Here is a 24,280-nt window from a genome sequence, read left to right as displayed (position 1 = left end):
TGATCGCGATGTCCGAAGACAAGAAGCCCCAGTCCGACGCCTTCCGGCCGATGGACGAGCACATGCCCGCGCCGCCTCAGCTCGCCACGCAGGACGAGCACATGCCTGCGCCGCCCAAACTCCGCGCCGACGAGCACATGCCCGCGCCGCCGAAGGTCCGTTCCGGCGGTGCCGAGGGGGCCGGAGTCGACCCCAGCACCATCCAGACCGCGGATGAGCACATGCCGGCGCCGCCCAAGGTTCTCTCCGCGAAGAACGAGCCCGCCGCCAAGGACGGCGAGTAGGGGCGGCGCCACAGCCCACTGAGGTAATACCCAGGGCCGACGTCGACGGCGGGGAGGGGAAGCCGTCGGCGTCGGCCCTTGTTGTGTCGCGGGACCTCTCTTTTGGCCAATACCCGCCATTTTCAAGCCGGATGACCGAACATATGCACCCATTGTATGGGCATTTGTTATACAAAGTGGGAATCTCAACCCCCCGCCCGGAGGAGCTGGAATGACTCGCGCCAAAAAGACCCTGATAACCGTGGCCGTCGCGGCCGCCGCCGCCGTGGGCATCGCCGCCCCGGCACTGGCATCCACCGGTGACCCTGCGCACCCGGCCCTGTCCCAGTCCAACGGGGCCACCGCCCACTACTCCCTCGCGGACGAGCACTTCCCCGCGCCCGTACCTCACTAGGACCTCATCACCTCACACGGGGGCCGGGCCGAAAGGCTCGGCCCGTTCCTTTGCCAGGCCCGGTGTTGCCCTCACATCGATGTCACGCCTTGGAAAGGGGCCATTCGATCCACCGGAGTCACAGGAGCCCCCATGCGGCTGCACGTCGTCCTTTTCGACGCCGCCGGGCTCGACTTCGCCGACCGCCGCGCCCCGCACGACCCGTGCCCTGCGGCTGATCCGCCATCTCCACCAGGGCCCTGAGAACGGCGGCGGGGCGTACCGGGACGCGTAGCACTCCTTCGACGAGCGGGCGGTGTTCCAGCCCGTTCCGGAGCGCCCGGTACCGTTCCTCGTCGGCGGCAACTCCCCCGCCGCGCCGCGCCGGGCCGCCGAGCTGGGCGACTGGTGGCAAGGGGTGATGCTGACCCCGGAGACGTTCGCCGGGCACCGCGCGCGGCTGGACGAGCTGAGCGGCGGTCGGCCGGTCAACGCCGGGGCGCGGATCGCCTGGGACGGCGAGGGCCGCGACGCGGACGAGGCAGGGGCGAAGGTGGGGGCGTGGCGCGCCGTCGGGGCCGGGCGTCTCGCCGTCTCCTCGGGGGAGCTGGGCGAGGTGGCGCGGCGGATGCGGGTCCTGGCCGGGGCGGTGGGCCTCAGCGCGCCCGCAGCGCGGTCTTGAGCACCTTGCCGCCGGCGTTGCGCGGCAGTTCGGGCAGGAACTCCACCTGCCGTGGCACCTTGTAGTTCGCCATCTCCCGCCGCGACCACGCGATCAGATCGTCCGCGGTCAGCGTGGACTCGGGGCGGCGGACGGCGTACGCCTTGGCCACCTCCCCCAGCCGTGGGTCGGGGATGCCGATCACGGCGACATCGGCCACATCCGGGTGGCGGGCGATCAGCCGCTCGATCTCGGCGGGATAGGCGTTGAACCCGCCCACGATGAACATGTCCTTGACCCGGTCGGTGATCCGCAGATTGCCCTCCGCGTCGAGAACGCCGATGTCACCGGTCCGCAGCCAGCCGTCCGGGGTGATCGCCCGCGCGGTGGCCGCCTCGTCCTCGAAGTAGCCCCGCATCACGTGGTAGCCGCGGACGAGGACCTCGCCCGGGGTGCCCGGCGGCAGGGTGGCGCCGCCCGGTCCCACGACCTTGATCTCGGTGTCCGGGATGGCGCGCCCGGAGGATCCCGAGACGACCTCCGGCGGATCGCCGCGGCGGCACATGCTGACCGTGCCGGAGGCTTCCGACAGACCGTAGGCGGTCAGCACGGTGGCGATCCGCAGTTCGCCGCGCAGCCGGTCCACCAGCTCCAGCGGGACGACGGCGGCGCCGGTGACGACCAGACGCAGCGCGGACAAGTCGTGGGCGGCGCGCGCCGGATGGTCCAGGAGCGACTGGTGGAGGGTGGGCGGTCCGGGCAGCACGCTGATGCGCTCGGCCGCGATGTTGGCGAGCGCGGTCTCCACGCCGAACACCGGCTGCGGCACCATCGTGGCGCCGCGCAGCAGACAGGCGATGATCCCGGCCTTGTAGCCGAAGGTGTGGAAGAACGGATTGACGATGAGGTAGCGGTCGCCCCGTACCAGTCCGGTGATCTCGCTCCAGGTGTCGTAGACCCGCACGGTCTGGGCGTGGGTGATCACCACGCCCTTGGGGTCACCGGTGGTGCCGGAGGTGAAGGTGATGTCGGAGGGGTCGTCGGGACGTATCGCGTCGGCCCGGGTCCGTACCGCCGAGTCCGGTACGGCGGCACCGGCGGCCAGGAATTCCTTCCAGGTGCGGAAGTCGTCCGGGGCGTCGTCGGCGAGGACGACCACCTCGCGCAGCCGCGACAGCCCCGGCAGCGGGCCGGGGCCCGGCCCCTCCCCCACGGCCCTGCGCAGCGAGGCCACATACGAGGTGCCCAGAAAGGTGCCGGTGATGAACAGATGGGTGGCGCGGGTCCGGCGCAGGACGTACGCGGCCTCGGCACCCTTGAAGCGGGTGTTGAGCGGGACCAGCACCCCGCCCGCGGTGACCGCGCCCAGCGCCGCCACGATCCAGTCGGTGGTGTTGGGCGCCCACACCGCGATCCGGTCGCCCGGCACCACGCCCGAGGCGAGACAGGCCGCGGCGGCCCGCTCGATCCGCGCGCCCAGCTCCGCGTAGGAGATCCGGGAGCGGCCCTCGACCACGGCCTCGGTCGGGCCGTACCGCCCGGCCGCCGCCCGCACCAGCGCCGGGATGGTGTCCTCCGCCATGTGCCGCCTCCCGCCGGGTTCGCCCGCCCGTACGCACTAGCTGACTGTCCGTCAGATTAGCGGTAGCCTTCCCCGCTGTCAGCACCGGTGGCCACGGGCACCGGGGACCTCGACCACGGAGGTGGCGATGGCGGCGACCCTGAAAGACGCGACGGCGATAGCCGGAATCGGCCGGACCCCCTTCGCCAAACGGCTCCCCGAGTCCGAGAAGGCCCTCGCCTGCCGCGCGATCCTCACCGCGCTGGACGACGCCGGGATCGCCCCGTCCGAGGTGGACGCCTTCGCCTCGTACACCATGGAGGAGACCGACGAGGTCGAGGTCGCCAAGGCCATCGGCGCCGGGGACGTGACCTTCTTCGCCAAGGCCGGATACGGCGGCGGAGGTTCCTGCGCCACCGTCGCCCATCTCGCCGCCGCCATCGCCACCGGGCAGGCGAGCGTCGGGGTGGCCTGGCGCTCCCGCAAACGCGGCAGCGGGCCGCGCCCCTGGACCAACACCCGCGTCCAGCTGCCCACTCCGGCCCAGTGGACCCGGCCCTACGGACTGCTGCGCCCCGCCGATGAGATCGGGATGCTGGCCCGGCGCTATATGCACGAGTACGGCGCCACCCGCGACCACTTCTTCAATGTGGCCCTCGCCTGCCGCAACCGGGCCAACCAGAACCCGGCAGCGATGATGTACGAACGCCCGCTGACCCGCGAGATGTACATGACCGCGCGCTGGATCAGCGAACCGCTGTGCCTGTTCGACAACTGCCTGGAGACGGATGGCGCGCTCGCCTGTGTAGTGGTCTCCGCCGAGCGGGCGCGCGACTGCCGGCGGCGGCCTGTCTACATCCACTCCGCCGCCCAGGGGCTGCCGTCCCAGCACCACGGGATGGTCAACTACTGGAACGACGATCCGCTCTCCGGACCCTCCTGGACCGCCGGCCGCCAGCTGTGGAAGACCGCCGACTTCGGACCCCAGGACGTGGACGTGGCCCAGATCTATGACGCCTTCACCGCCCTGATCCCGCTGTCGCTCGAGGGCTACGGCTTCTGCGCGCGGGGCGAGGGCGCCGCGTTCACCGAGGGGGGCGCCCTGGAGATCGGCGGGCGGCTGCCGCTCAACACCAGCGGCGGCGGGCTCAGCGAGGCGTACGTCCACGGCTTCAACCTGATCACCGAGGGGGTCAGCCAGCTGCGCGGCACCAGCACCGCACAGGTCCCCGGCGCCACCACCTGCCTGGTCACGGCGGGCGAGGGGGTTCCCACATCCGCCCTGCTCCTGAGGAGTTGAGTCGACCGACATGACAACGGCATTGCTCCAGCCCGTCCCCGACGAGGACGGCGCCCCCTTCTTCACCTACGCCGCCCGCGGGGAGCTGCGCGTCCAGACCTGCGCCGCCTGCGCCGAACCGCGCTTCCCGCCCCGGCCCTGCTGTCCGTCCTGCCAGTCCTTCGAGCACCTGTGGAAAAGGACCAACGGCCGTGGCCGGATCTGGTCGTACGTCCTGCCCCATCCACCACTGCTGCCCGGCTACGCCGCCCAGGCCCCGTACAACGTGGTCCTGGTGGAGCTGGCCGAGCATCCGCGGATCCGGCTGGTGGGCAATCTCGTCGAGTCCGCCGACGCCCCGCTGAACTCCGTCGCCCCCGACCGGATCCGGATCGGCGCCCCGGTGAAGGCGGTCTTCCACCAGCCCGCGGACGGACCCACCGTGCTGCGCTGGCTGCTGGAGCGGCCATGACGGTGCGCGTCAGGACCGAGGAGGGCGGCGTCGCCGTGGTCACCCTCGACCGGCCCGAGCGGCACAACGCCATCGACCTGGAGACCGCGGACGAACTGATCGCCGTCTGGCGCCGCTTCCGCCGGGACGACTCGGTCCGGGCCGTGGTCCTCACCGGCGCGGGCGAACGGGCCTTCTGCACCGGGGTCGACCGCTCGGTGGAGGTGCCCCAGCCCTCGTCGCCGTACGCCCTCGACGATCCGCTGCGCACGGTCGGGCCGAAGGCGAACGACCTGTGGAAGCCGGTGGTCGCGGCGGTGGGCGGAATGGCCTGCGGCGGGGCGTTCTACCTGCTGGGCGAGGCGGAGTTCATCGTTGCCGACGAGCAGGCGACCTTCTTCGATCCGCACACCACCTATGGGATGGTCAGCGCCTACGAGGCCATCTACATGGCGCAGCGTATGCCGTTCGGCGAGGTCGCGCGGATGGCGCTGATGGGCACCGCGGAGCGGGTCTCGGCCCGGCGGGCGTATGAGACGGGCCTGGTGAGCGAGGTGGTTCCGGCCGGAGAGGCCACGGCGGCCGCCGTGCGCGCCGCCTCCGTCATGGCGTCGTACCCGACGGAGGCGGTGCAGGGGACGGTACGGGCGCTGTGGACGGCGAAGGAGGCGGCACTGACCCAGGCGCTCGCCCAGGCCCCGCAGTTGATCGCGCTGGGGAATCTGCCGCCGGAACGCCAGGCCGCGCGGTTCGCGGCCCGTACGCCCGGCTTCCGGCTGCGCTGAACACCGGTCGGCCCCGCTCAGTGGTAGTGCGTCAGCTCTCCGGGCCGCTCGAGGGAGAAGCCCCGCGGACCCTCGCGCTCACCGTCCCCCCCGGGCCGGCTCAGCTGGTGGTGTACTTACTGGCCAGACTGATCTGGCAGGTGTACTGGGTCCGCTTGGTGATGGTGTAGCCGGCGGTCGCGGTGAAGGTCTCGCTCTGGCCGGGCAGGACGGTCACGTCCTGGCTGTCGTAGCCGAGCAGTCCGTCGTCCGCGTAGTCGTTCCACTTGACGCTGATCGAGTAGCGGAAGCTCCGGCTGGAGTCGGTGTTGGTGACCTTCACGTCGTACTTGAACTGCCCGGTGGACTGGTCGTAGCGGCAGTTGGTGCCGCTGGTCTCGTTCGTGGCGTCCGGGTTGTAGGTGGGCGGCGCCGAGTAGCTGTAGGAGCTGGAGGGCGTCGGGTAGCCCGGGGTGTACGAGGGGGCGCCCGAGGGCAGATCGGTGGGCACGCCGCTGGGCAGACCGCTGGGGTCGGACGCCGGGGAGTCACCGCCGCTGCCGCCCGAGCCGAGGCCGCCCAAGCCGCCGCCGTGGCTCCTGCCCTTCTTTCCGCATCCGGTGAGCGCCATCAGTCCGATGAGGGTGACGGCAAGCAGGCGTACAGAACGGCGATGCATGGAATTCTCCCCCGTTGAAAGACACAAACGAGCCAACTACAAGCCAGTTGACAAGTGCACGCCACCCTAGCAACGGCACTCCCTACCCCAAAGTCACATCGGGGTCGGCCCGGATCCTCAGTAGCCCGGATCCTTCAGTAGCCCGGATTCTCAGTAGGCGGAGACGACCTCACCCGTCACCGCGGTTCCGGACGGCGTCGAGGTTCCGCGAACGCGGCGGATGGGGGAAACGGAGCCCGGTCCCGGCGCCTTCGGGAAGGGAACTCCTCAAACCGGTCCACCGACCTCCCGTGCTCCCCCGGGAGGTCGCTGAACGCGCGCAACGGTAGCAGGAGTTGTCAGGAGCACCGCCGTCGGCCCGGGAGCGCAGCCCGGACCGACCCGTCCGTCAGGGGCGGTTGCTGGAGGGGCGCGACTGCCCGGTGCCCTTGACCGCGTCCAGCGCGTAGACACAGCGGTCCTTGCTGCACGCGTACACCACACCCCCGGCGGCCACCGGGGACCCGGTGATCTCACCGCCCGTGGCCAGCTTCCACCGCAGCTGTCCGCCCGCCGCGTCCACCGTGTAGAGACAGTGGTCGGCCGAGCCGAAGTGGACCCGTCCGTCCGCGACGACCGGGGAGCCGATGACCTCGCCGCCCGCGGCGAAACGCCACTTGGGGGTGCCGGTGACCGCGTCGAGCGTGTACAGCGCGCTGCCGCTGCCCAGATGCACCGAGCCGTCCGCCACCAGCACCGGTTCGATCGACTGGCGCGACTCGGTGGCGATCCGCCAGCGGTCGCGTCCGTTCGCCGCGTCCAGGGCGTAGACCGTGCCGAGGTAGTCGGCGATGTAGATACCGCCGCCGGTCACCGCGGGCCCCGGCGCGTACGCGGGCGCGCACAGGAAGACGGCGGGCGCCTCGAAACGCCACCGCACATCGCCGCGCGCGATGTCGATCGCCAGCACCCGGGTACCGGCGGTGACATAGACGACCCCATCGGGGGCCGACAGCAACCGCATCGGAACCCCGCCACAGGCCGCCGCGTCGCCGATCGGGTACGACCAGCGCTCCGCGCCGGTGCGCGCCTCCAGGGCGCGCAGCCGCCCCTCCGCCCACACAAAGACCGTGCCGTCGTGGATGACCGGCCCGGACTCGGGCGTCTCGAAGTCCGTCTGGAGGCCCTGCTTCTCCCACAGCAGCTCGCCGTTGGCCGCCTCCCACGCCTGGACGCCACCGCCGCGGGTACCGGTGACGACCGTGCCGCGGTCCACCGTGAGCGAGTAGACCCAGCCGTCGGTCGACAGCCGCCAGCGCTCGGCGCCGTCCTCCGCGTCCAGCGCGTAGAGCGTCGGGCCGTCGGAGGCGTGGATCCGCCCGTTGGCCACGGCCATCGCCCAGGCCACGTCGCGGGTCTTGAACTGTCGCCGCCCGGTGGCCACATCCAGGGCGTGCACCTCGAAGGAGGTGACGTAGAGCAGATCGTCGGCGACGGCCGGGGTGCCCCAGACGTCGTTGGACATCCGGAACCGCCAGGGCCGCCAGCGGCCCTGGCCGCCCGCGCCGCCCGGCCCGTCGGCCGCGTCGGCGGACACGTCGGGGGAGGGCGGCGGCACGGCGCCCGTGGCCGCGGCCTCACCGCCGTTCGCCCCGCCGGTGGTCAGCCCGCTGGGCGGGCGCACCCAGCCCGTGGCGGGGCCGGTGTCCTGCCGCGGCTGCGGCTCACGGGTGTCCGCGGCCCGCATCCCGGGCCCGATCGGCACCTTCGAGCCGGGCAACTGCACCGGGCCGTCGGCCGCGGCGGGCAGGGGCGCGGACGGTACGGCGGACGGGGGCCCGGCGGGGGCGGCATGCCGGCCCGGTCCGATGGAGCCCAGGGCGCTCGGCGGGCTCGCGGCCTCCGGGGCGCGCAGACCGCCGCGCGGGTCACCCACGCCCACCGGCTCCCAGCCGCCCGCACCGGCGGGCGACGACGCGCCGTGGCGGCCGCCGGGGCCGTCCCCGGTGGCGGCTCCGGCGCCGGCCGGCTGCGCGTAGGAGGGCGGCGGTGTGGGCGGGCGCTCCGGCGGCAGCGGGGCCGAGGCACGCCCGGCGCCGCCGCTTCCACCGCCCGGGGAGGCGCCCGGGGAGGCGCCCTGGGAGGAGCGGCCGCCGCCACCGGGCGCGGGGCGCGAGCCGGAGGCGCCGCGCACCTGGTTGCGCCCGCTGCGCTTGCGCTCGATGAGCGCGACGGCGCCCCCGGGCAGCCAGGCCGAGGCCGTACCGCTGTCGTCGGCGTTGGAGGCGAACAGATGCGGGGCCAGCTGCGCCTGAAGGTCGGCCGGGGAGGGGCGGCGGTCGGCCTCCATCTGCATGCACGATTCGATCAGCGGCCGCAGCTCATCGGGCAGCCCGGCCAGATCCGGGCCCTCGCGCAGCAGCATGAACACGGTCTCCACCGGGTTCGCGCCGTGGAAGGGCGCATGTCCGGTGGCCGCGAAGGTCAGGGTCGAGCCGAGCGAGAAGATGTCGCTGGCGCCGGTCACACTGCGCGAGTCACGCGCCTGCTCGGGCGACATGTAGGCGGGGGTGCCGACAGCGACGTTCGTCATCGTCAGCCGGGTGTTCGAGACACCGGAGGCGATACCGAAGTCGATCACGCGCGGGCCGTCCTCGACGACCAGGACGTTCGACGGCTTCAGATCCCGGTGGACCAGCCCCGCGCCGTGGATGGACTGCAACGCCTCGGCGACCCCGGCCGCCAGCCAGCGCACCGCCTGGGCGGGCATGGGTCCGCACTCGTTGACGATCTCCTCGAGGGAGGGCGCGGGGACGTACGCCGTGGCCAGCCAGGGCACCGCCGCCCGTGGATCGGCGTCGACCACCGCGGCCGTGTAGAAGCCGCTGACCGCGCGGGCCGCCTCCACCTCACGGGTGAACCGGACGCGGAACAGCTGGTCCTCGGCGAGCTCGGTCCGCACCGTCTTGATCGCGACCCGTCGGCCCGATGCCGAGCGGGCCAGATAGACCAGCCCCATGCCGCCCGCGCCGAGCCGACCGAGCACCTCGAAAGGGCCGATCCGCCTCGGATCGTGCTGCGTCAGCTGCTCCACCACTTGCCTGCCACCTCCCCGTGGGGGCTTGAAAAAATACAGCCCCGTGCAGCGTCTCACCGACAAACCGTCCGGCGGCACGCATCCCGCATTCTCTCTGGCGAAGGCGGCGGTTGCGAACCCGGGGGCGAATCGTCGTGTCATCGGGCGATACGGAGCCGGACACCACCCGGTTCGACGGCGCGGCCGTCACCGCGCTCTCAGCCCGGCCCCGCCCTGCTCTCCGCCGCGGAAGGAGCCGTCGCCGAGGTGTCGATGACGGCGAAGACCGCGCCCTGATTGTCCGCAAGGACCGCGAAACGCCCGTACGGCGTATCTTCGGGGTCATTGAGAACTCGCGCGCCCAGCCGGTGGGCCGTGCGCAGCGCTTGGTCGCAGCCCGCCACCACAAAGTACGTGAGGAAATGCGCGGGCAGTTCGGCCGGGTACCGGTCGTCGATCACCACCCGTCCACCGATCGCGTACCGGGGCCCGGTGGGCCCGCCGCGCGGTGACCAGAGAACAAGATCGGGTGCGGCGGCGTCCCGGGGCCCGGGCGCCGCGGCGGCACCGGACTCGCGCAGGGTGACGGGCTCCATGTCGTATCCGAAGACCGCCCGGTAGAAGGCGTCCACCGGACGGGGCTGACGGGTGTGGACCTCGGTCCAGCCGTACGAGCCCGGGGTTCCGCGCCGGGCGAAGCCGGAGTGGCTGCCCGCCTGCCAGAGCCCGAAGACCGCGCCGCCCGGGTCGGCGGCCGTGGCCATGACACAGGAGTCGTCGATCCATACGGGGGGAGCGATCACCCGGCCGCCCGCCTCACGGATCCGGGCGGCGGTCGCGGCGGCGTCCCTGGTGGCGAAGTAGATGTTCCAGACGGTCGGCATCCGTCCGTCGGGCTTGGGCACGAGCCCGGCGACATCCTTTCCGCCGAGCAGCGCGCGGGTGTACAGGCCGTAGTCCGTGGCGCGCTCCTCGAAGGTCCAGCCGAACAGCTCGCCATAGAAGCGCTTGCCCGCCTCGAGGTCGGGAAGCATCGCGTCCGCCCAGCAGGGCACGCCTTCGGCGAATGCGGCCATGTCCCGGATCCTCCCGCGTCCTCCTGTAGGGAGCGTTCTTCCCTATTGCCACGCTAACGGGGGATCGCCCCCCGCGCCCGCTCCGGAATTCTCACCTTTCGGCCAATCCTGCACCATCGCCTCCGGGTCCCCGGCAGCTCATCCACCATTGTTATCCACAGGCTGTTGATAACATGAATCACTCAGGTGGGTGAGTGCTCTCGGATCGGGTTCCGCGGGTCGACAACAGCCGGAATAAGCCATTCCGACCTGCTCGGGAGGCCCGACAAACCCTCTCATCCCTCGCTAAACCCATTTGCACGCAGCCGAATCGCGCTCTGATCACCCCTCGGTAAGCTGACGGCATGACAGGACAAGTACGCACCGTCGACGGGCGGGTGGCCGGTCGCCGCGGGCAGGCGACGCGGCAGAAGCTGCTCGACTGCCTCAGCGAGATGCTCAGCTCATCCCCGTACCGAGATGTCAAGGTCATCGATGTCGCACGCAAGGCAGGGACCTCGCCTGCGACGTTCTACCAATACTTCCCCGATGTGGAGGGCGCCGTCCTCGAGCTCGCGGAGGAGATGGCGAAGGAGGGCGCGGCGCTGACCGATCTGGTCGCCGGGCGCTCCTGGGCCGGGAAGTCCGGGGCACAGGCCGCGGAGGACCTGGTCGACGGCTTCCTCTCGTTCTGGCGCAAACACGACGCCATCCTGCGGGTGGTCGACCTGGGTGCGGCCGAGGGCGACAAGCGGTTCTACAAAATCCGCATGAAGATCCTCAACGCCGTGACCAACTCCCTCACGGACGCCGTCAAGGACCTCCAGGCGAAGGGCCGGATCGACAAGCACATCAGCGCCGCGGCGGTCGCGGGCTCGCTCGTCGCGATGCTGGCCGCGGTCGCCGCGCACCAGAAGGGCTTCCAGAGCTGGGGTGTGAAGCAGGCCGAGCTCAAGCCGAGCCTGGCCCACATCGTGCACCTGGGCGTCACCGGCCGTAAGCCGGCGAAATAGCCGGGTAGTACCGCGCGCCGGTCCGGCCGACCGGCGGGCCAGCACGTCCTGTCACGCCGCGGCGGACCACTCGACCCGAGTGGTCCGCCGCTGCCGTTCCCCGGAACGGGGCGGGGGCCGCAGGGAACGGAGGGGCATCCGGGACAGAAGGAAGGTTTCCGCTCAGTCGCGCGAGTCCGGTTCCAGCCGGAAGAGGCGGATCCGGCGCTCCACCCGCGCCTGATAGCTCGCGTACGGCGGCCAGAAGGCCAGCACCGCCGCCCAGGCCGACTCCCGCTCCGGCCCCTCCAGCAGCCGTGCCCGCACCACGATGTCCCGGCCCTGCCAGCTGATCTCCGCGTCCGGATGCCGCAGCAGATTCGCGGTCCACGCCGGATGCCCCGGGCGGCCGAAGTTGCTGCCGACCAGGATCCAGCTGCCGCCCTCCTCCGGCATGCACGCCAGCGGTGTACGGCGGGGCTGTCCCGTCCGCGCGCCCCGGGCCGTGAGGATCACCCCGGGCAGCATCAGCGCGCTCGGCAGCACCCGGCCGCGGGTCAGCCGGTGGACGGTGCGGTCGAACACCGGGATCACATGCGGTGCGACCTTCGCGAACGCGCGGGTCGACGACACCTTCCGCACCAGCCGCACACCGTGACCGGCCATCAGACCGCCACCGCCGTCCGGGAGGCCGCCGAGGGCGACGCGACGCCGAACAGCCCGTCCCGCTCCGCCGCGCACGCCCGCAGCCGGTGGACAGGGCCGAAGAGCAGTTCGTCCGAAGCCGCCCGCTTGAAGGCGAGATGGGCGTCGTGCTCCCAGGTGAAGCCGATACCGCCGTGGAGCTGTACGGCCTCGGCCGCCGCCGCGCGCTGCGCCTCCAGCGCCTGGGCAAGCGCCAGGCCGCCCGCGACCGCCGCCTCGTGGTCGTCCCGCCGCCGGTCCGGGGCGTCCGTCCGGTCCGTTGCCCAGGCCGCGTAGTACGCCGCCGAACGGGCCGCCTGGACCCGGACATAGACATCCGCCAGCCGGTGCTTGACCGCCTGGAAGGAGCCGATGGGACGGCCGAACTGCTCCCGCTCCCGTACGTACGCGACCGTGTGCGCCAGCGCCGCGTCGGCCACCCCCACGGCCTCGGCGGCGAGTTGAGCCGCGGCCGTGACGCCCAGCCGGACCAGCCCGTCCACTGCCCGCTCCGGGTCCCCGTCCGCGGCACGGCCGGGGTCGCCGCCCAGCGGCTGCGCCGCCACGTCCCGCAGCTCGATACGGGCCTGCGGCCGCGTCTCGTCGAGCGCGGTCAGCCGGGTGCGGGTGAGTCCGGCCGCCTCGCCCCGGACCAGGAACAGCAGGGTCCGGCCGCGCGTACAGCCCCCGGCGTGGGCCGCGACCAGCAGCAGCCCCGCGCTGTGACCGTCGAGCACCTGCTCCACCTGTCCGTACAGCCGCCACCCTGCCTCGCCGTCATGACGCGCCTGCACCCCGCCCGCGCGTCCGCCGCCCGCCCAGCCGTTCCGCGTTCCCCCGGCGGCCTCCGCGCGCGTTCCGGTCAGCCCGAGCGCCTCCGGCAGCGCACCACCCGGCACCGCGAGCGCCGCCGTCAGCTCCCCGCTGACGATCCGCGGCAGCAGTTCGGCGCACTGGGCGTCGGTGCCGAGCCGGGCGAGGAGCGGCGCGGTGAGCACGGCGGTGGCCAGCAGGGGCGAGGGAAGCAGCGCCCGTCCGGCCTCCTCGCAGGCCAGGGCCAGTTCGACGGATCCGCAGCCGACACCGCCGTACGCCTCGGGCAGGGCCAGCCCGGGGAGGCCCGGACGCCGGGCGAGCAGCCGCCACAGCGAACCGTCATGGCCGGGCGCGGTGCGGACCGCCGCCTTGACCGCGTGCGCGTCGCACCGCTCCCGCAGCAGTGCCCGCAGCGTACGGCGGATCTGGTCCTGTTCCTCGGTGAACGCGGCGTCCATCGGCGAGCCCTCCGTCTCCGACCGGCCGTTTCTGACGGGCCGTCATACTAGAGAGGCAATCCACACTTTCCCACCCCTTCCGCCCGCCGCCCTTTGTAGGATGGGCGCCGCCCCACCACGTTCCTCCCTTCAGCTCCGCCGGAGTTCGAAACCGGCGGTGGCCCTGTCCTCCGGGGCCTGTCGGAGGAGCGAGGAGGGGTGATGGACGATCGGGACACGCAGGAGACGGACGGCCGGTGGACCAGCCCTGACAAGTGGCAGGTCGCGATCGGGCTGTTGAGCCTTCTGGTGGCGATCGCCGCGTGCGCGGCGCAGTTCCTGCAGTAGCCGCCGCACCTGAGGTCCGGACGGGGACCACGCTCGACCGCCGACGGCGGCGAGAGTGCGACTACGAGGGCGTCCGGGCCCCCACCGCACGGCGCTGCCGCCTGCCCATGCACCGCTGCCGCACCTCATCTCGATGCCATGGCCCGTACAGCCCTGCCCCGGTCTCGGGCTATCTGATGTACCGTCAGATCCATGCCCGCAGCGAAGCGCACCCGCAAGGTTGCCGTCGTCGGCGTCTCCCTCTCCGACTGCGGCCGTGTCGACACGGCCACCCCCTACGCGCTGCACGCCCAGGCCGCGCGCCGTGCGCTCGCCGACTCCGGGCTCGACCGCTCGGTCGTGGACGGCTTCGCCTCCGCCGGGCTGGGCACGCTCGCGCCACTGGAGGTCGCCGAGTATCTGGGGCTGCGTCCCACCTGGGCCGACTCCACCGCCGTCGGCGGCTCCACCTGGGAAGTGATGGCCGCCCACGCCGCGGACGCGATCGCCGCCGGCCGCGCCCGGGCCGTGCTGCTGGTCTACGGCTCGACCGCCCGCGCCGACATCCGGTCCGGCCGCCGCACCGCCAACCTCTCCTTCGGGGCGCGTGGCCCCCTCCAGTTCGAGGCGCCCTACGGCCATACGCTCATCGCCAAGTACGCGATGGCCGCCCGTCGTCATATGCATGAGTACGGCACCACACTCGAGCAGCTCGCGGACATCGCCGTTCAGGCGCGTGCCAACGCCGCACACAATCCGGATGCGATGTTTCGGGATCCGATCACCGTCGAGGACGTCCTGAGCGGGCCGATGATCGCCGACCCGTTCACCAAACTGCACTGCTGCATCCGCTCGGACGGCGGCTGCGCGGTGCTGCTGGCGGGCGAGGAGTATGTGCCGGACACGGCCGCGCCGCCGGTGTGGGTGCTCGGCTCCGGTACCGCCCTCTCGCACACCACCATGTCCGAGTGGGACGACTTCACGGTCTCCCCCGCGGCGGTCTCGGGGCGCGCGGCGTTCGAGCGGGCGGGGGTGCGCCCGTCGGAGATCGATGTGGCGCAGCTGTACGACGCCTTCACCTATATGACCCTGGTGACCCTTGAGGACCTGGGCTTCTGCGCCAAGGGCGAGGGCGGGGCGTTCGCGGCGAAGGGACGGCTGACGCTCGGCGGCGATCTGCCCACCAACACCGACGGTGGGGGCCTCTCGGCTTGCCACCCCGGGATGCGCGGGCTGTTCCTGCTGGTCGAGGCGGTACGGCAGGTGCGCGGGGAGGCGGGCGAACGCCAGGTCCGCAGGGCGGACGGACAACTGCCGGAGCTGGCCGTGGCATCGGGCACGGGCGGCTGGTTCTGCTCGTCGGGCACGGTGGTGCTGGGCCGCGGCTGACGGCCCGCCGCGCTTGCCCCGGCCGGGTCCGGATGATCGGATGGCCGGAATCGAGGGGCAGGCGAGCGTGCGCGGAGTGCGCGGGCGCGGGAGGCGGAGAACGTCCGATGAGCGGAGCCGAGGAGAACGAGCCCGGGGCGCCGGGGGCCGGTGCGGCCGGTGACAGCGACGCGGTCGGTGAGACCGACACGGTCGGTGACAGCGACGCGGTTGACACCGACGCGGTTGACAGCGACGCGTCCTTCCAGGAGCTGCTGCGCGGGCTGCGGGTGCGCCACGGCGGCGAACTGCCGGTCCTCGACCCGGACATGGCTCCGGACGCACCGCTTCCGCTGTTCCGGCGCTGGCTGCGTGAGGCCGCCGGGTCGGACGAACCGGCCGCGCACACCATGATGCTGGCCACCGCCGGGGCCGACGGCCGCCCGTCCCAGCGCACCGTGATGCTGCACGGCGCCGACGCCCGCGGCTGGCACTTCGGCACCCATCGCACCAGCCGCAAGGGCCGGGAGCTGGCCGAGCGCCCGTACGCCTCGCTCGCGTTCCACTGGCCGCGCACCGGACGTCAGGTGCGGATCGGCGGCCGGGTCCACGAGGCCGGGGCCGAGGAGAGCGCGGCGGATCTGCGCGGCCGGTCCCCCGCCGCGCTCGCGGCCGCGCTGGCCGGAGCCGGGCGTCAGAGCGAGGTGCTCGGTTCGTACCAGGAGCTGGTGCGCGCCTTCGAGGCGGCGTACGAGCGGGCCGAACGGGAGCCGGACGCCACCGCCCCGAGCTGGACGCTGTACGTACTGGAGCCGGACGAGGTGGAGTTCTACCAGGAGGAGGCGCGGCGGCGGCACGTACGGGTCCGCTACCGGCGCGCCCCGGAGGAGCCCGGCGGCTGGCGGCGGGAGCTGCTCTGGCCCTGAAGGCCGGGACGGGCCTGGTCGGTGACGGCTGCCGTGACCGGCTTGGTCGGTTACGGCGGGCCGTCGACGGCCAGGCGGGCGTGCAGATGGACATCGTGGGGCGCCCCGCCGAGGTCGAAGCGCGCCTGGCGCATCACGCCCTCGGGGACGTAACCGCAGCGGAGACCGACGCGACAGGACACCTCGTTGCCGATGTCGTGCCGGAGTTCCAGACGGTGCAGACCGAGATCGTGGAAGGCCCAGCCGGTGACCGCCTGGACGGCGCGGGAGGCGATCCGGCGGTCGCGGGCCTCGGGCAGCACCCAGTAGCCGACGCGGGCGCTCCGCGCCCCGTAGTCGATCACGTTGAGGGAAACATGGCCGCGGATCTCGGTGTCCTCCAGGACCGCGAACGACGCCGTGTCACCGCGCCGCCAGCCGTCGACCCGGCCATGGGTCCACGCCCGGGCGTCCTCCTCGCCGTCGACGAGGGCCACCGGGGTGTTCCACCGGCGGAAGTCGGGGTCGGCCAGCCCGCGCAGGGCGGCCCGGCGGTCGCCCGGCGTGTTCTCCCACGGGCGCAGCCGCAATCCAGGGGCCTGGAGCTCCACCGGTTTCAGCACCCGATCATTCAAGCAGCGGCCGGAAGACGGGAACAGGCGGCGCGGCGCCGTCGCGCGGGGCGCGGAAGGCGGCGCGGAGCGGCATCCCGATCCACAGCCCGGTCCCGTGGTGCGGATCACCCGTGGGGCCGTCGACCAGTTCGGTCATCATCCGAGGCCCTTCGGCGAGATCGACGACGGCGGCGGTGTACGGAACGCGCTCGCCGAACGGCGGGAGGTCATTGCGGTGCACCACGGACCAGGTGTAGAGGGTCGCGTCACCGCTCGCCTCCTCCCACGCCACGTCCTCGCTCCAGCAGTGCGGACAGAATTCGCGGGGGTAGTGGTGGGCGCGTCCGCAGGCGGCACAGCGGCGGATCAGCAACCGGCCCTCGGCGGCGGCGTCCCAGTAGGGGCGGGTGAAGGCATCGGGCTCGGGCAGATCGAAGCGCGGAGCCGGTGGCGGGCCGGTGCTGGTGTGCGCCGCTCCGGCCGCGCCGCCCGGCACGGCGCCGGCCCCGGCGCCCGGCGCGGCGTTCGACCCGGCGCTCACAGGAACAGCCCCCATGCCTCGTCCAGCGACCAGGTCTGCCAGCTCATACCGGCCAGCCCGACCAGGGAGATCAGCATCATCATGCTGTTCTGCCCCTGCTCGGCCCAGTCGTGGATCATGAGCAGGAAGTACATCAGGTTGAGGAGCAGACCGCCGATCAGGGCGATGGGGGTCAGCAGGCCGAGGATCAGCCCGAGACCGAGGGCCAGTTCGGCATAGACCACCACATACGCCATGGCCATGGGCCTCGGTGTGACGACGGTGTCGAAACCGCGCCGGACGAACGTCCAGCGATGCTCGTCCGCCACCCCCTTCGCCCAGGCGATACCGCTGCCGCTCCGGAACCAGCTCTTCTTGTCCTTGTGCCGCCAACTCTCCAGCCACCACAGCCCGAGTCCGATACGCAGCACCGCGAGCCATTCGGGGCCGCTGAGCCAGATCGTGCGCATGGTGTCCCCACCTCCTGCCCGGCTGATCCCCATCTCGATTCTGACGGTACGTCAGTTTCAAGGGACGGACGAGCTGTGCGCAAGGGGTAGGGGTGGCGGTACATGCCGTGACCTTTCCGCAATCGATTCGGAATCCATTTGACCGAAACCCGTCAATTACCCGACTACGCTCGCCCGCATGGCAGTCGACAGTTCCTCTCCGAAGTCCTCACCGGTGTATGTGATCGGCGGCGGACCGGGCGGACTCGCCACCGCCGCCACGCTGCGCGAACGCGGGATCCACGCCGTGGTCCTGGAGAAGTCCGACGCGGTCGCCGCCTCCTGGCGCAACCACTACGACCGGCTGCGTCTGCACACCACCCGCCGGCTGTCCGCGCTCCCCGGGCTCGCGATACCCCGGCCGTTCGGACGGTGGGTCGCCCGGGACGACGTCATCCGGTATCTGGAGCGCTATACCGAACACCACCGGCTGGAGGTCGTCACCGGGGTGGAGGTCTCCCGGATCGAACGGACGGCGGACAACACGGAGTGGATGCTGCGAGCCACGGGCGGCCGGGTGCTGACCTCGCCGGTGGTCGTGGTCGCGACCGGCTTCAACCACACTCCGCGGCTGCCGGACTGGCCGGGCCGCGACACCTACACCGGCGAACTGCTGCACGCCGCGCACTACCGCAACGCCCGCCCCTATGCGGGCAAGGACGTCCTGGTGGTCGGGGTCGGCAACACGGGCGCCGAGATCGCGGTCGATCTGGTCGAGGGCGGCGCGGAGCGGGTACGGCTCGCGGTCCGCACCCCACCGCACATCCTGCGCCGCTCGACGGCGGGCTGGCCCACGCAGCGCACCGGCATCCTGGTGCGGCGGCTGCCGCGGCCGGTGGTGGACCGGGCCGCGCGGGTGATCTGCCGGGTGAGCATGCCGGATCTGACCGAACGCGGGCTGCCCTGGCCGGACACCGGGCTCTACACCCGGGTACGGCAGGGCGCCATCCCGGTGCAGGACGTGGGGCTCGTCGACGCGGTGCGGAGGGGCACGGTGGAGGTGGTGACGGCGGTCGACTCCTTCGACCAGGACAAGGTGGTACTGGCGGACGGCGCCCGGATCGGACCCGAGGTCGTCATCGCGGCGACCGGCTACCGGCGCGGACTGGAGGAGCTGGTCGGCCACCTGGGCGTACTCGACACCCGCGGCCGCCCCCTCGCCCACGGCAGGCGCACTCTGAAGTCCGCCCCGGGACTGCACTTCACCGGCTACACCAACCCGATCAGCGGCATGCTGCGCGAACTGGCCATCGACGCCCGCAAGATCGCGAAGACCGTAGCCCGCACCACGTCCTGACCGCCCCGTTTTTCGCTGCTTGGCCACCCCCGCTCCACCCGCTCCGGCCGCCCCCGGCCGTCACGGTGCGTGTTATCCGCGCATCGAGGATTCCTGACACGCCATCGCTTCAGTAGCCTGACTAGAGAGTAATTTGACTGGTCGTCAGATATTTGACTATTGGCCATCGAGCAGGAGTGGCGGACACCGATGCTTGGATCGACTCACGGCACCCTCACCACCAACTCCCGTCACGCCCGCGCCGTCGCCTGCGGACGGGCCCCCGGCCCCACCGTCCATGTCCACACCGGCTCAGCGGGGGCCGGGAGCGCCGAGGAGGCGGAGGACAGGGACGTCAGCGGCCGTCCGCTGCACGCCGACGTGCCCGACCTGGACCGCTTCTTCCGCCCCGAGTCGATGGCGCTCGTCGGCGCCTCCGACGCCGAGGGCCGCCCCAACACCGGTATCACCCGGCAGCTCGTGGCCTGGGCCGAGCGGGTCGGCGCCCGGCTGCACCCCGTACATCCCTCCCGTCCGTCCGTCTTCGGCATCCCCTGTGTCCCGTCCGTGGCCGACCTGCCCGAACCGGTCGACCTCGCCGTACTCCTCGTCCGCGACCCGCTCCCGCTGATCGAGGAACTGGGCGAGGCCAAGGTGAAGTTCGCCGTCGTCTTCGCCTCCGGCTTCGCCGAGACCGGCCCCGAGGGCGCCGCCGCCCAGGCACGGCTGACCACCGCGGCCCGCCGCGCCGGGCTGCGGCTGCTGGGTCCCAACACCAACCTCAACGCCTTCGAGGAGTTCCGCGACGACCTCGAGGGGCCCGCCATCGCCCTGATCACCCAGTCCGGCCATCAGGGCCGCCCCGTCTTCACCCTCCAGGAGCTCGGCATCCGGCTCAGCCACTGGGCCCCGACCGGCAATGAAGCGGATCTGGAGGCGGCCGACTTCATCTCCTACTTCGCCACCCGGCCCGAGGTCGGAGCCATCGCCCTGTACGCGGAGGGGCTGAAGGACGGACGCGGCTTCCTGCTGGCCGCCGACCGGGCCGCCCGCGCCAAGGTGCCCGTCGTGGCCGTGAAGGTGGGCCGCACCGAGACCGGCACCCGCACCGCCGCCTCCCACACCGGAAAACTGACCGGTTCGGACGCGGTGGTGGACGCGGCCATGCGGCAGTTCGGCGTGATCCGGGTGGACGGCCTGGACGAGTTGCAGGACACCGCCGCGCTACTGGCCCGCGCCCGGCCCCCGCGCGCCGAGGGCGTGGTGGTGTATTCGATCTCCGGGGGCACCGGCGCCCACTTCGCCGACCTCGCCACCGCGGCCGGACTCCCCCTGCCCACTCTCTCCGCCGAGAAGCAGACCGAACTGCACCAGTGGATACCCGCCGATCTGAGCGTGGCCAACCCGGTCGACAACGGCGGCCATCCGGTCGGCGACTGGCGCGGCCGGAAGATCGTCGACGCGATCCTCGCCGATCCGGCCGTAGGGGTGCTGATCTGCCCCATCACCGGCCCCTTCCCGCCGATGAGCGACCGTCTCGCCCAGGACCTGGTGGCCGCGGCCGAGCAGACCGACAAGCTGGTGTGCGTGGTGTGGGGCTCCCCGGTGGGCACCGAGGACGCCTATCGCACCACCCTGCTCGGCTCCTCCCGGGTGGCGACCTTCCGCACCTTCGCCAACTGCATCACGGCCGTCCGCGCCTATCTGGGCCACCACCGCTTCACCGCCGGCTACCGCTCCCCCTTCGACGACGCCCCGCGCACCCCCTCCCCCGCGGTGCGCAAGGTGCGCGGTCTGCTGCGGCCCGGCCAGCGGCTGAGCGAGCACGCGGCCAAGCAGCTGCTGCGGGCGTACGGCATCCGGGTGCCGCGCGAGCAGCTGGTGACCAGCGCCGCCGCGGCCGTCCGCGCCGCCGGGCTGGTCGGCTACCCGGTCGTGATGAAGGCGTCCGCCCCGCAGCTCGCCCACAAGACCGAACTCGGCCTGGTCAGGCTGGGGCTGACCTCCGCCAGCCAGGTCCGCGACACCTATCGCGAGCTGACCGACATCGCCCGCTACGAAGGAGTCGAACTCGACGGTGTCCTGGTCTGCCAGATGGTCCAGCGCGGTGTGGAGATGGTCGTCGGCCTCAGCCACGACTCCCTCTTCGGCCCCACCGTGACCGTGGGTGTCGGCGGTGTGCTCGTCGAGGTCCTGAAGGACACCGCCGTACGCGTCCCCCCGTTCGGCGAGGACCACGCCCGCGCGATGCTCGACGAACTGCGCGGCCGCGGCCTCCTCGACGGCGTCCGCGGCGCTCCCCCGTCCGATGTGGACGCCCTGGTCGAGGTGGTGCTGCGGGTCCAGCGCATGGCCCTGGAACTCGGCGACGACCTCGCCGAACTCGACGTCAACCCCCTGATGGTGCTGGAACGCGGCCAGGGCGCGGTGGCCCTCGACGCACTCGCGATCTGCCGCTGAGCCCGCCGCGCTCGTCCCTCCACCCGGCCTCCTCCGCCCCGCCGGGCGCGTCCACCCCGCCGAGCACACCGATGTCCGGAGCTCCCCCATGATGTCTCCCTCCCCCGAAGACTCCCTCGACTCCGTTGTACGGCACGCCACTGACAACGGCGTCTCGTGGATCACCCTCAACCGCCCGGCCGCGCTGAACGCCATCACCCCCGACCAGCGGGAAAGGCTGATTTCCCTGCTCGACGACGCCTCCGCCGACCCGGCGGTCCGGGCGGTCGTGCTCACCGCCACCGGCAAGGGGTTCTGCGCGGGCGCCGATCTGCGCGGTCCCTCCGCGAACGGACAGCCGGGCGAGACGGCGAACGGACAGCAGGGCATGGCCGCGAACGGACGGCCGGACGAGCGGATCCCCGGCGATGTGGCACGACTGATCCAGGCGGGGGCGCAGCGGCTGATCGCCGCCGTACTCGACTGCGAGAAGCCGGTCATCGCCGCCGTGAACGGCACGGCGGCCGGGCTCGGCGCCCACCTCGCCCTCGCCTGCGATCTGGTGCTGGCCGCCGAATCGGCCACCTTCATCGAGGTGTTCATCCGCCGCGGGCTGGTCCCGGACGGCGGCGGGGCCTATCTGCTCCCCCGGCTGACCGGTCCGCAGCGGGCGAAGGAGCTGATGTTCTTCGGGGACAGGCTGCCCGCCGCCGAGGCCGAACGGCTCGGCCTGGTCAACCGCGTCGTCCCGGACGCCGAACTGGTCGCGACCGCCCGCTCCTGGGCCGAACGCCTGGCCACCGGCCCCACCCGCGCCATCGCCCTCACCAAGGCGCTGGTGAACGCCTCGCTCGAATCGGGCCGGGCCGCCGCGTTCGCCGCCGAGGCGACAGCCCAGGAGATCAACATGACCACGGCGGACGCGGGTGAGGGCATCCGCGCGTTCGCCGAACGACGCTCCCCCGCCTACCGCGGCCGATGAGCGGTCGATGAGCGGTCGGCGATCGGGTCCGGTCGGGCACGCGGACCGGGCGGACAGGGCGGATCGGGTGCGAAAACCGTGGTCACCTCACTTCCAATCTGACGTTCCATCAGATTCACTGGGGCGCATGATGGGACATGCCGGGATGGCCGCCACCGCCGTCCGTTATCTGCGCGCGGTCGGCTCACCGACCTCCGCCCCACGCGCGGTGGATCCGCTGCCCCCGCCCGAGCTGCGCTGCGTCCGGGCGGGCGAGCGCGTTCCGTTCGGTCCGGCCGAATTCCGCCGGGTGCTGGGGCACTTCGCGAGCGGCATCACCGTGATCACGACCGTCGACGAGGACGGCCCGGCGGGCTTCGCCTGCCAGTCGTTCACCTCGCTGTCCCTGGCTCCGCCGCTGATCGCCTTCATGGTCGCCCGTTCGTCCACCACCTGGCCGCGGATCGCCCGCGCCGGGGTCTTCTGCGTCAATGTCCTCGGCGCGGACCAGGGCGAGTTGTGCCGGGGCTTCGCGGTGAGCGCGTCCGTACGGCCGGACAAGTTCGCGGGCGTCGCCCATGAACCGTCCCCGGCCACCGGCTCCCCCCGGCTCACCGGCGTTCCGGCCTGGATCGACTGCACGGTGCACGCCGTGCACACCGGTGGCGACCACCTGGTCGTCGTCGGCCGGGTGGGTGCGCTCGGCACGGACGAGACGGCGGCGCGGACGGGGCCGCTGCTCTTCCACCGGGGCGAGTTCGGCGCCTTCACCCCCGCGTCCTAGCAACTGGCAACCCGGCTCCGCCCCTCAGGCGGCGGACGGCACCGGCTCGGCCGCGACCGGCCCGGACCGCCGGATCACCAGCGCCATCAGGGCGGCCACCGCGCACAGTGCCCCCGACGCGTACCAGACGACGTCGTAGGATCCGAACGTGTCGCGCGCCACGCCGCCCAGGAAGGCCACGAGCCCCGCCCCCACCTGGTGGGAGGCCAGCACCCAGCCGAAGACGATCGCGCTGTCCTCGCCGTAGCGCTCCCGGCACAGCGCCATGGTCGGCGGCACGGTGGCGACCCAGTCGAGCCCGTAGAAGACGATGAAGAAGATCATCGGCGGATGCACCGCGTCGGCCAGCAGGATCGGCAGGAACATCAGCGAGATCCCGCGCAGCGCGTAGTAGACGGCCAGCAGCCGCCGCGCGTCGAAGCGGTCGGTGAACCAGCCGGAGGCCACCGTCCCCAGGATGTCGAAGACCCCGATGACCGCGAGCAGGCTCGCGGCGGCCACCACCGGCATCTCGTGGTCGTGCGCCGCGGGGACGAAGTGCGTCTTGATCAGGCCGTTGGTCGACGCGCCGCAGATCGCGAAGGTCCCGGCGAGCAGCCAGAAGGTGCCGCCGCGGGCCGCGGAGGTCAGCGCGGTGACCGCGCGGCGGGCAGCGCCCCGCCGTGGCGCGGGCCGCGGGAGGGGCGGGCCGTCGGCGCCGTAGGGGGTGAGCCCCACGTCCGAGGGGTAGTCGCGCATGAGCAGCCAGACGAACGGCACGATCGCGAGGGCGGAGAGCGCGACGGTCACGGCGGCGGCGCGCCAGTCGTGGTGTTCGACGATCCAGGAGAGCAGCGGCAGGAAGACCAGTTGCCCGGAGGCACCGCCCGCGGTGAGGATGCCGGTCACCAGCCCGCGCCGGGCGACGAACCACCGGTTGGCGATGGTCGCGGCGAACGCGAGCGCCATGGAGCCGCTGCCGAGTCCCACCAGCACGCCCCAGCAGAGGATGAACTGCCATGCGGCGGTCATGAAAACCGTCAACCCGCCGCCCGTGGCGATCACGATCAGCGCGCCGGCGATGACCTTACGGATGCCGAAGCGATCCATCAGGGCGGCCGCGAACGGCGCGGTGAGCCCATAGAGGGCGAGGTTGACGGAGACCGCGAATCCGATCGTGCCGCGCGACCAGCCGAACTTCTCATGGAGCGGATCAATCAGCAGACCGGGCAGCGAGGCGAAACCGGCCGCCCCGATGATCGTCACAAACCCGACGGCGGCGACCAGCCATGCCCGGTGCGGGGCGCGACGGGGGAGGCGTACGCGAGGCGCCCGCCGCGGGGCCCTCTCGGGCCGACGCTCATCCTGTTCTGAGGCTCCGGGGAGTCCGGTTGTCTGTGTCACCGGACCAGGATCCGCACGGTGGCCGGAACGAGCGAGTGGCCCGCGGGACAGCATTCGTTAGGATCGGGCCAGGCCCGTGTCCCGCGCTCTGTTTCGCTCTGGA

The 24,280-nt window shown here is 72.5% G+C and carries 24 protein-coding genes; 14 read left to right on the top strand and 10 right to left on the bottom strand.

All coding sequences use genetic code 11. The annotated features are described in order from the left end of the window. Positions 1 to 8 precede the first annotated feature (8 nt). The 3 genes from JK363_RS22665 to JK363_RS22655 all read left to right on the top strand — a co-directional run bounded on the left by JK363_RS22665 (position 9) and on the right by JK363_RS22655 (position 1,339). Positions 9 to 284 carry a hypothetical protein gene (locus JK363_RS22665; protein WP_201876834.1) on the top strand — a complete coding sequence of 92 codons (276 nt, stop codon included), beginning with the start codon at positions 9 to 11 and terminating at the stop codon, positions 282 to 284. Positions 285 to 495: 211 nt separating this feature from the next. After that, positions 496 to 678: a hypothetical protein gene (locus JK363_RS22660; protein ID WP_201876833.1), complete on the top strand. Its 183-nt coding sequence runs from the start codon at positions 496 to 498 to the stop codon at positions 676 to 678. Positions 679 to 973: 295 nt separating this feature from the next. Continuing rightward, complete coding sequence (locus tag JK363_RS22655) at positions 974 to 1,339, top strand: LLM class oxidoreductase (RefSeq protein WP_201876832.1); 366 nt, start codon at positions 974 to 976, stop codon at positions 1,337 to 1,339. On the opposite strand, the gene JK363_RS22650 is transcribed toward JK363_RS22655, so the two are convergent. Further along, positions 1,314 to 2,900 (bottom strand): FadD3 family acyl-CoA ligase, encoded by a 1,587-nt coding sequence (locus JK363_RS22650; protein ID WP_201876831.1) that lies wholly within the window; start codon positions 2,898 to 2,900, stop codon positions 1,314 to 1,316. The two genes, JK363_RS22655 and JK363_RS22650, sit on opposite strands and share 26 nt — an antisense overlap. Before the next feature lie 127 nt (positions 2,901 to 3,027). On the opposite strand from JK363_RS22650, the gene JK363_RS22645 reads away from it, so the two are divergent. Genes JK363_RS22645 through JK363_RS22635 form a run of 3 tightly spaced genes read left to right on the top strand, consistent with a single transcriptional unit; the run spans position 3,028 to position 5,394 of the window. Further along, positions 3,028 to 4,179, top strand: coding sequence for a lipid-transfer protein (locus tag JK363_RS22645; RefSeq protein ID WP_201876830.1), 1,152 nt, complete (start codon positions 3,028 to 3,030; stop codon positions 4,177 to 4,179). A gap of 10 nt (positions 4,180 to 4,189) precedes the next feature. Further along, on the top strand, positions 4,190 to 4,630 hold the full coding sequence (locus JK363_RS22640) for a Zn-ribbon domain-containing OB-fold protein (protein ID WP_201876829.1): 441 nt from the start codon (positions 4,190 to 4,192) through the stop codon (positions 4,628 to 4,630). Beyond that, positions 4,627 to 5,394: an enoyl-CoA hydratase/isomerase family protein gene (locus tag JK363_RS22635; protein WP_201876828.1), complete on the top strand. Its 768-nt coding sequence runs from the start codon at positions 4,627 to 4,629 to the stop codon at positions 5,392 to 5,394. The genes JK363_RS22640 and JK363_RS22635 overlap by 4 nt, the downstream gene beginning before the upstream one ends. A gap of 100 nt (positions 5,395 to 5,494) precedes the next feature. Here the strand turns inward: JK363_RS22635 and JK363_RS22630 are convergent, their stop codons facing one another. The 3 genes from JK363_RS22630 to JK363_RS22620 form a co-directional block, all read right to left on the bottom strand. Continuing rightward, entirely contained in the window at positions 5,495 to 6,052 is a 558-nt protein-coding gene (locus tag JK363_RS22630) for a hypothetical protein (protein WP_201876827.1), read from the bottom strand. 388 nt (positions 6,053 to 6,440) lie between these two features. Beyond that, a complete protein-coding gene (afsK, locus tag JK363_RS22625; RefSeq protein WP_201876826.1) occupies positions 6,441 to 9,128 on the bottom strand; it encodes a protein serine/threonine kinase AfsK in 2,688 nt (895 codons plus the stop codon). A 197-nt stretch (positions 9,129 to 9,325) separates the two neighbouring features. Continuing rightward, positions 9,326 to 10,183: a VOC family protein gene (locus JK363_RS22620; protein WP_201876825.1), complete on the bottom strand. Its 858-nt coding sequence runs from the start codon at positions 10,181 to 10,183 to the stop codon at positions 9,326 to 9,328. Between the two features lie 344 nt (positions 10,184 to 10,527). Between JK363_RS22620 and JK363_RS22615 the strand changes: the two genes are divergently transcribed. Continuing rightward, positions 10,528 to 11,175 (top strand): TetR family transcriptional regulator, encoded by a 648-nt coding sequence (locus JK363_RS22615; RefSeq protein WP_201876824.1) that lies wholly within the window; start codon positions 10,528 to 10,530, stop codon positions 11,173 to 11,175. A gap of 162 nt (positions 11,176 to 11,337) precedes the next feature. Here JK363_RS22615 and JK363_RS22610 read toward each other — a convergent pair whose 3' ends face one another. Together JK363_RS22610 and JK363_RS22605 are read right to left on the bottom strand one after the other, a co-directional pair. Next, positions 11,338 to 11,820 carry a nitroreductase family deazaflavin-dependent oxidoreductase gene (locus tag JK363_RS22610; RefSeq protein ID WP_201876823.1) on the bottom strand — a complete coding sequence of 161 codons (483 nt, stop codon included), beginning with the start codon at positions 11,818 to 11,820 and terminating at the stop codon, positions 11,338 to 11,340. Then, positions 11,820 to 13,112 carry an acyl-CoA dehydrogenase family protein gene (locus JK363_RS22605; protein ID WP_201876822.1) on the bottom strand — a complete coding sequence of 431 codons (1,293 nt, stop codon included), beginning with the start codon at positions 13,110 to 13,112 and terminating at the stop codon, positions 11,820 to 11,822. Before JK363_RS22605 ends, JK363_RS22610 begins: the two co-directional genes overlap by 1 nt. Before the next feature lie 201 nt (positions 13,113 to 13,313). Here JK363_RS22605 and JK363_RS43870 point away from each other — a divergent pair, with 201 nt between their 5' ends. The 3 genes from JK363_RS43870 (at position 13,314) to JK363_RS22595 (ending at position 15,712) form a co-directional block, all read left to right on the top strand. After that, positions 13,314 to 13,439, top strand: a complete 126-nt coding sequence (locus tag JK363_RS43870; protein ID WP_268981073.1) for a hypothetical protein — start codon at positions 13,314 to 13,316, stop codon at positions 13,437 to 13,439. Between the two features lie 192 nt (positions 13,440 to 13,631). Continuing rightward, positions 13,632 to 14,807, top strand: coding sequence for a thiolase C-terminal domain-containing protein (locus tag JK363_RS22600; RefSeq protein ID WP_201876821.1), 1,176 nt, complete (start codon positions 13,632 to 13,634; stop codon positions 14,805 to 14,807). 107 nt (positions 14,808 to 14,914) lie between these two features. After that, entirely contained in the window at positions 14,915 to 15,712 is a 798-nt protein-coding gene (locus tag JK363_RS22595; protein ID WP_201876820.1) for a pyridoxine/pyridoxamine 5'-phosphate oxidase, read from the top strand. 50 nt (positions 15,713 to 15,762) lie between these two features. On the opposite strand, the gene JK363_RS22590 is transcribed toward JK363_RS22595, so the two are convergent. The 3 genes from JK363_RS22590 to JK363_RS22580 are packed head-to-tail and all read right to left on the bottom strand — an operon-like array spanning position 15,763 to position 17,295. After that, a complete protein-coding gene (locus JK363_RS22590) occupies positions 15,763 to 16,314 on the bottom strand; it encodes a GNAT family N-acetyltransferase (RefSeq protein WP_307821828.1) in 552 nt (183 codons plus the stop codon). 4 nt (positions 16,315 to 16,318) lie between these two features. After that, the gene (locus tag JK363_RS22585; RefSeq protein WP_201876925.1) at positions 16,319 to 16,801 is read right to left on the bottom strand and encodes a Zn-ribbon domain-containing OB-fold protein; all 483 of its coding nucleotides are present in this window, start codon (positions 16,799 to 16,801) and stop codon (positions 16,319 to 16,321) included. Between the two features lie 41 nt (positions 16,802 to 16,842). Beyond that, positions 16,843 to 17,295, bottom strand: coding sequence for a DoxX family protein (locus JK363_RS22580; RefSeq protein ID WP_201876818.1), 453 nt, complete (start codon positions 17,293 to 17,295; stop codon positions 16,843 to 16,845). Between the two features lie 178 nt (positions 17,296 to 17,473). Here JK363_RS22580 and JK363_RS22575 point away from each other — a divergent pair, with 178 nt between their 5' ends. The 4 genes from JK363_RS22575 to JK363_RS22560 all read left to right on the top strand — a co-directional run bounded on the left by JK363_RS22575 (position 17,474) and on the right by JK363_RS22560 (position 22,794). Continuing rightward, positions 17,474 to 18,631: a flavin-containing monooxygenase gene (locus tag JK363_RS22575; RefSeq protein WP_201876817.1), complete on the top strand. Its 1,158-nt coding sequence runs from the start codon at positions 17,474 to 17,476 to the stop codon at positions 18,629 to 18,631. 189 nt (positions 18,632 to 18,820) lie between these two features. Beyond that, the gene (locus tag JK363_RS22570) at positions 18,821 to 21,070 is read left to right on the top strand and encodes an acetate--CoA ligase family protein (protein WP_201876816.1); all 2,250 of its coding nucleotides are present in this window, start codon (positions 18,821 to 18,823) and stop codon (positions 21,068 to 21,070) included. Between the two features lie 88 nt (positions 21,071 to 21,158). Further along, positions 21,159 to 22,031 (top strand): enoyl-CoA hydratase/isomerase family protein, encoded by an 873-nt coding sequence (locus JK363_RS22565; protein WP_201876815.1) that lies wholly within the window; start codon positions 21,159 to 21,161, stop codon positions 22,029 to 22,031. A 127-nt stretch (positions 22,032 to 22,158) separates the two neighbouring features. Further along, positions 22,159 to 22,794: a flavin reductase family protein gene (locus JK363_RS22560; protein WP_236076020.1), complete on the top strand. Its 636-nt coding sequence runs from the start codon at positions 22,159 to 22,161 to the stop codon at positions 22,792 to 22,794. A gap of 24 nt (positions 22,795 to 22,818) precedes the next feature. On the opposite strand, the gene JK363_RS22555 is transcribed toward JK363_RS22560, so the two are convergent. After that, positions 22,819 to 24,177 (bottom strand): MFS transporter, encoded by a 1,359-nt coding sequence (locus tag JK363_RS22555; protein WP_372444827.1) that lies wholly within the window; start codon positions 24,175 to 24,177, stop codon positions 22,819 to 22,821. Positions 24,178 to 24,280: the final 103 nt, after the last annotated feature.

Source organism: Streptomyces coffeae, from assembly GCF_016741875.1.
Taxonomy (GTDB): Bacteria; Actinomycetota; Actinomycetes; order Streptomycetales; family Streptomycetaceae; genus Streptomyces; species Streptomyces coffeae.
This window is presented reverse-complemented; position numbering and strand designations above follow the sequence as displayed.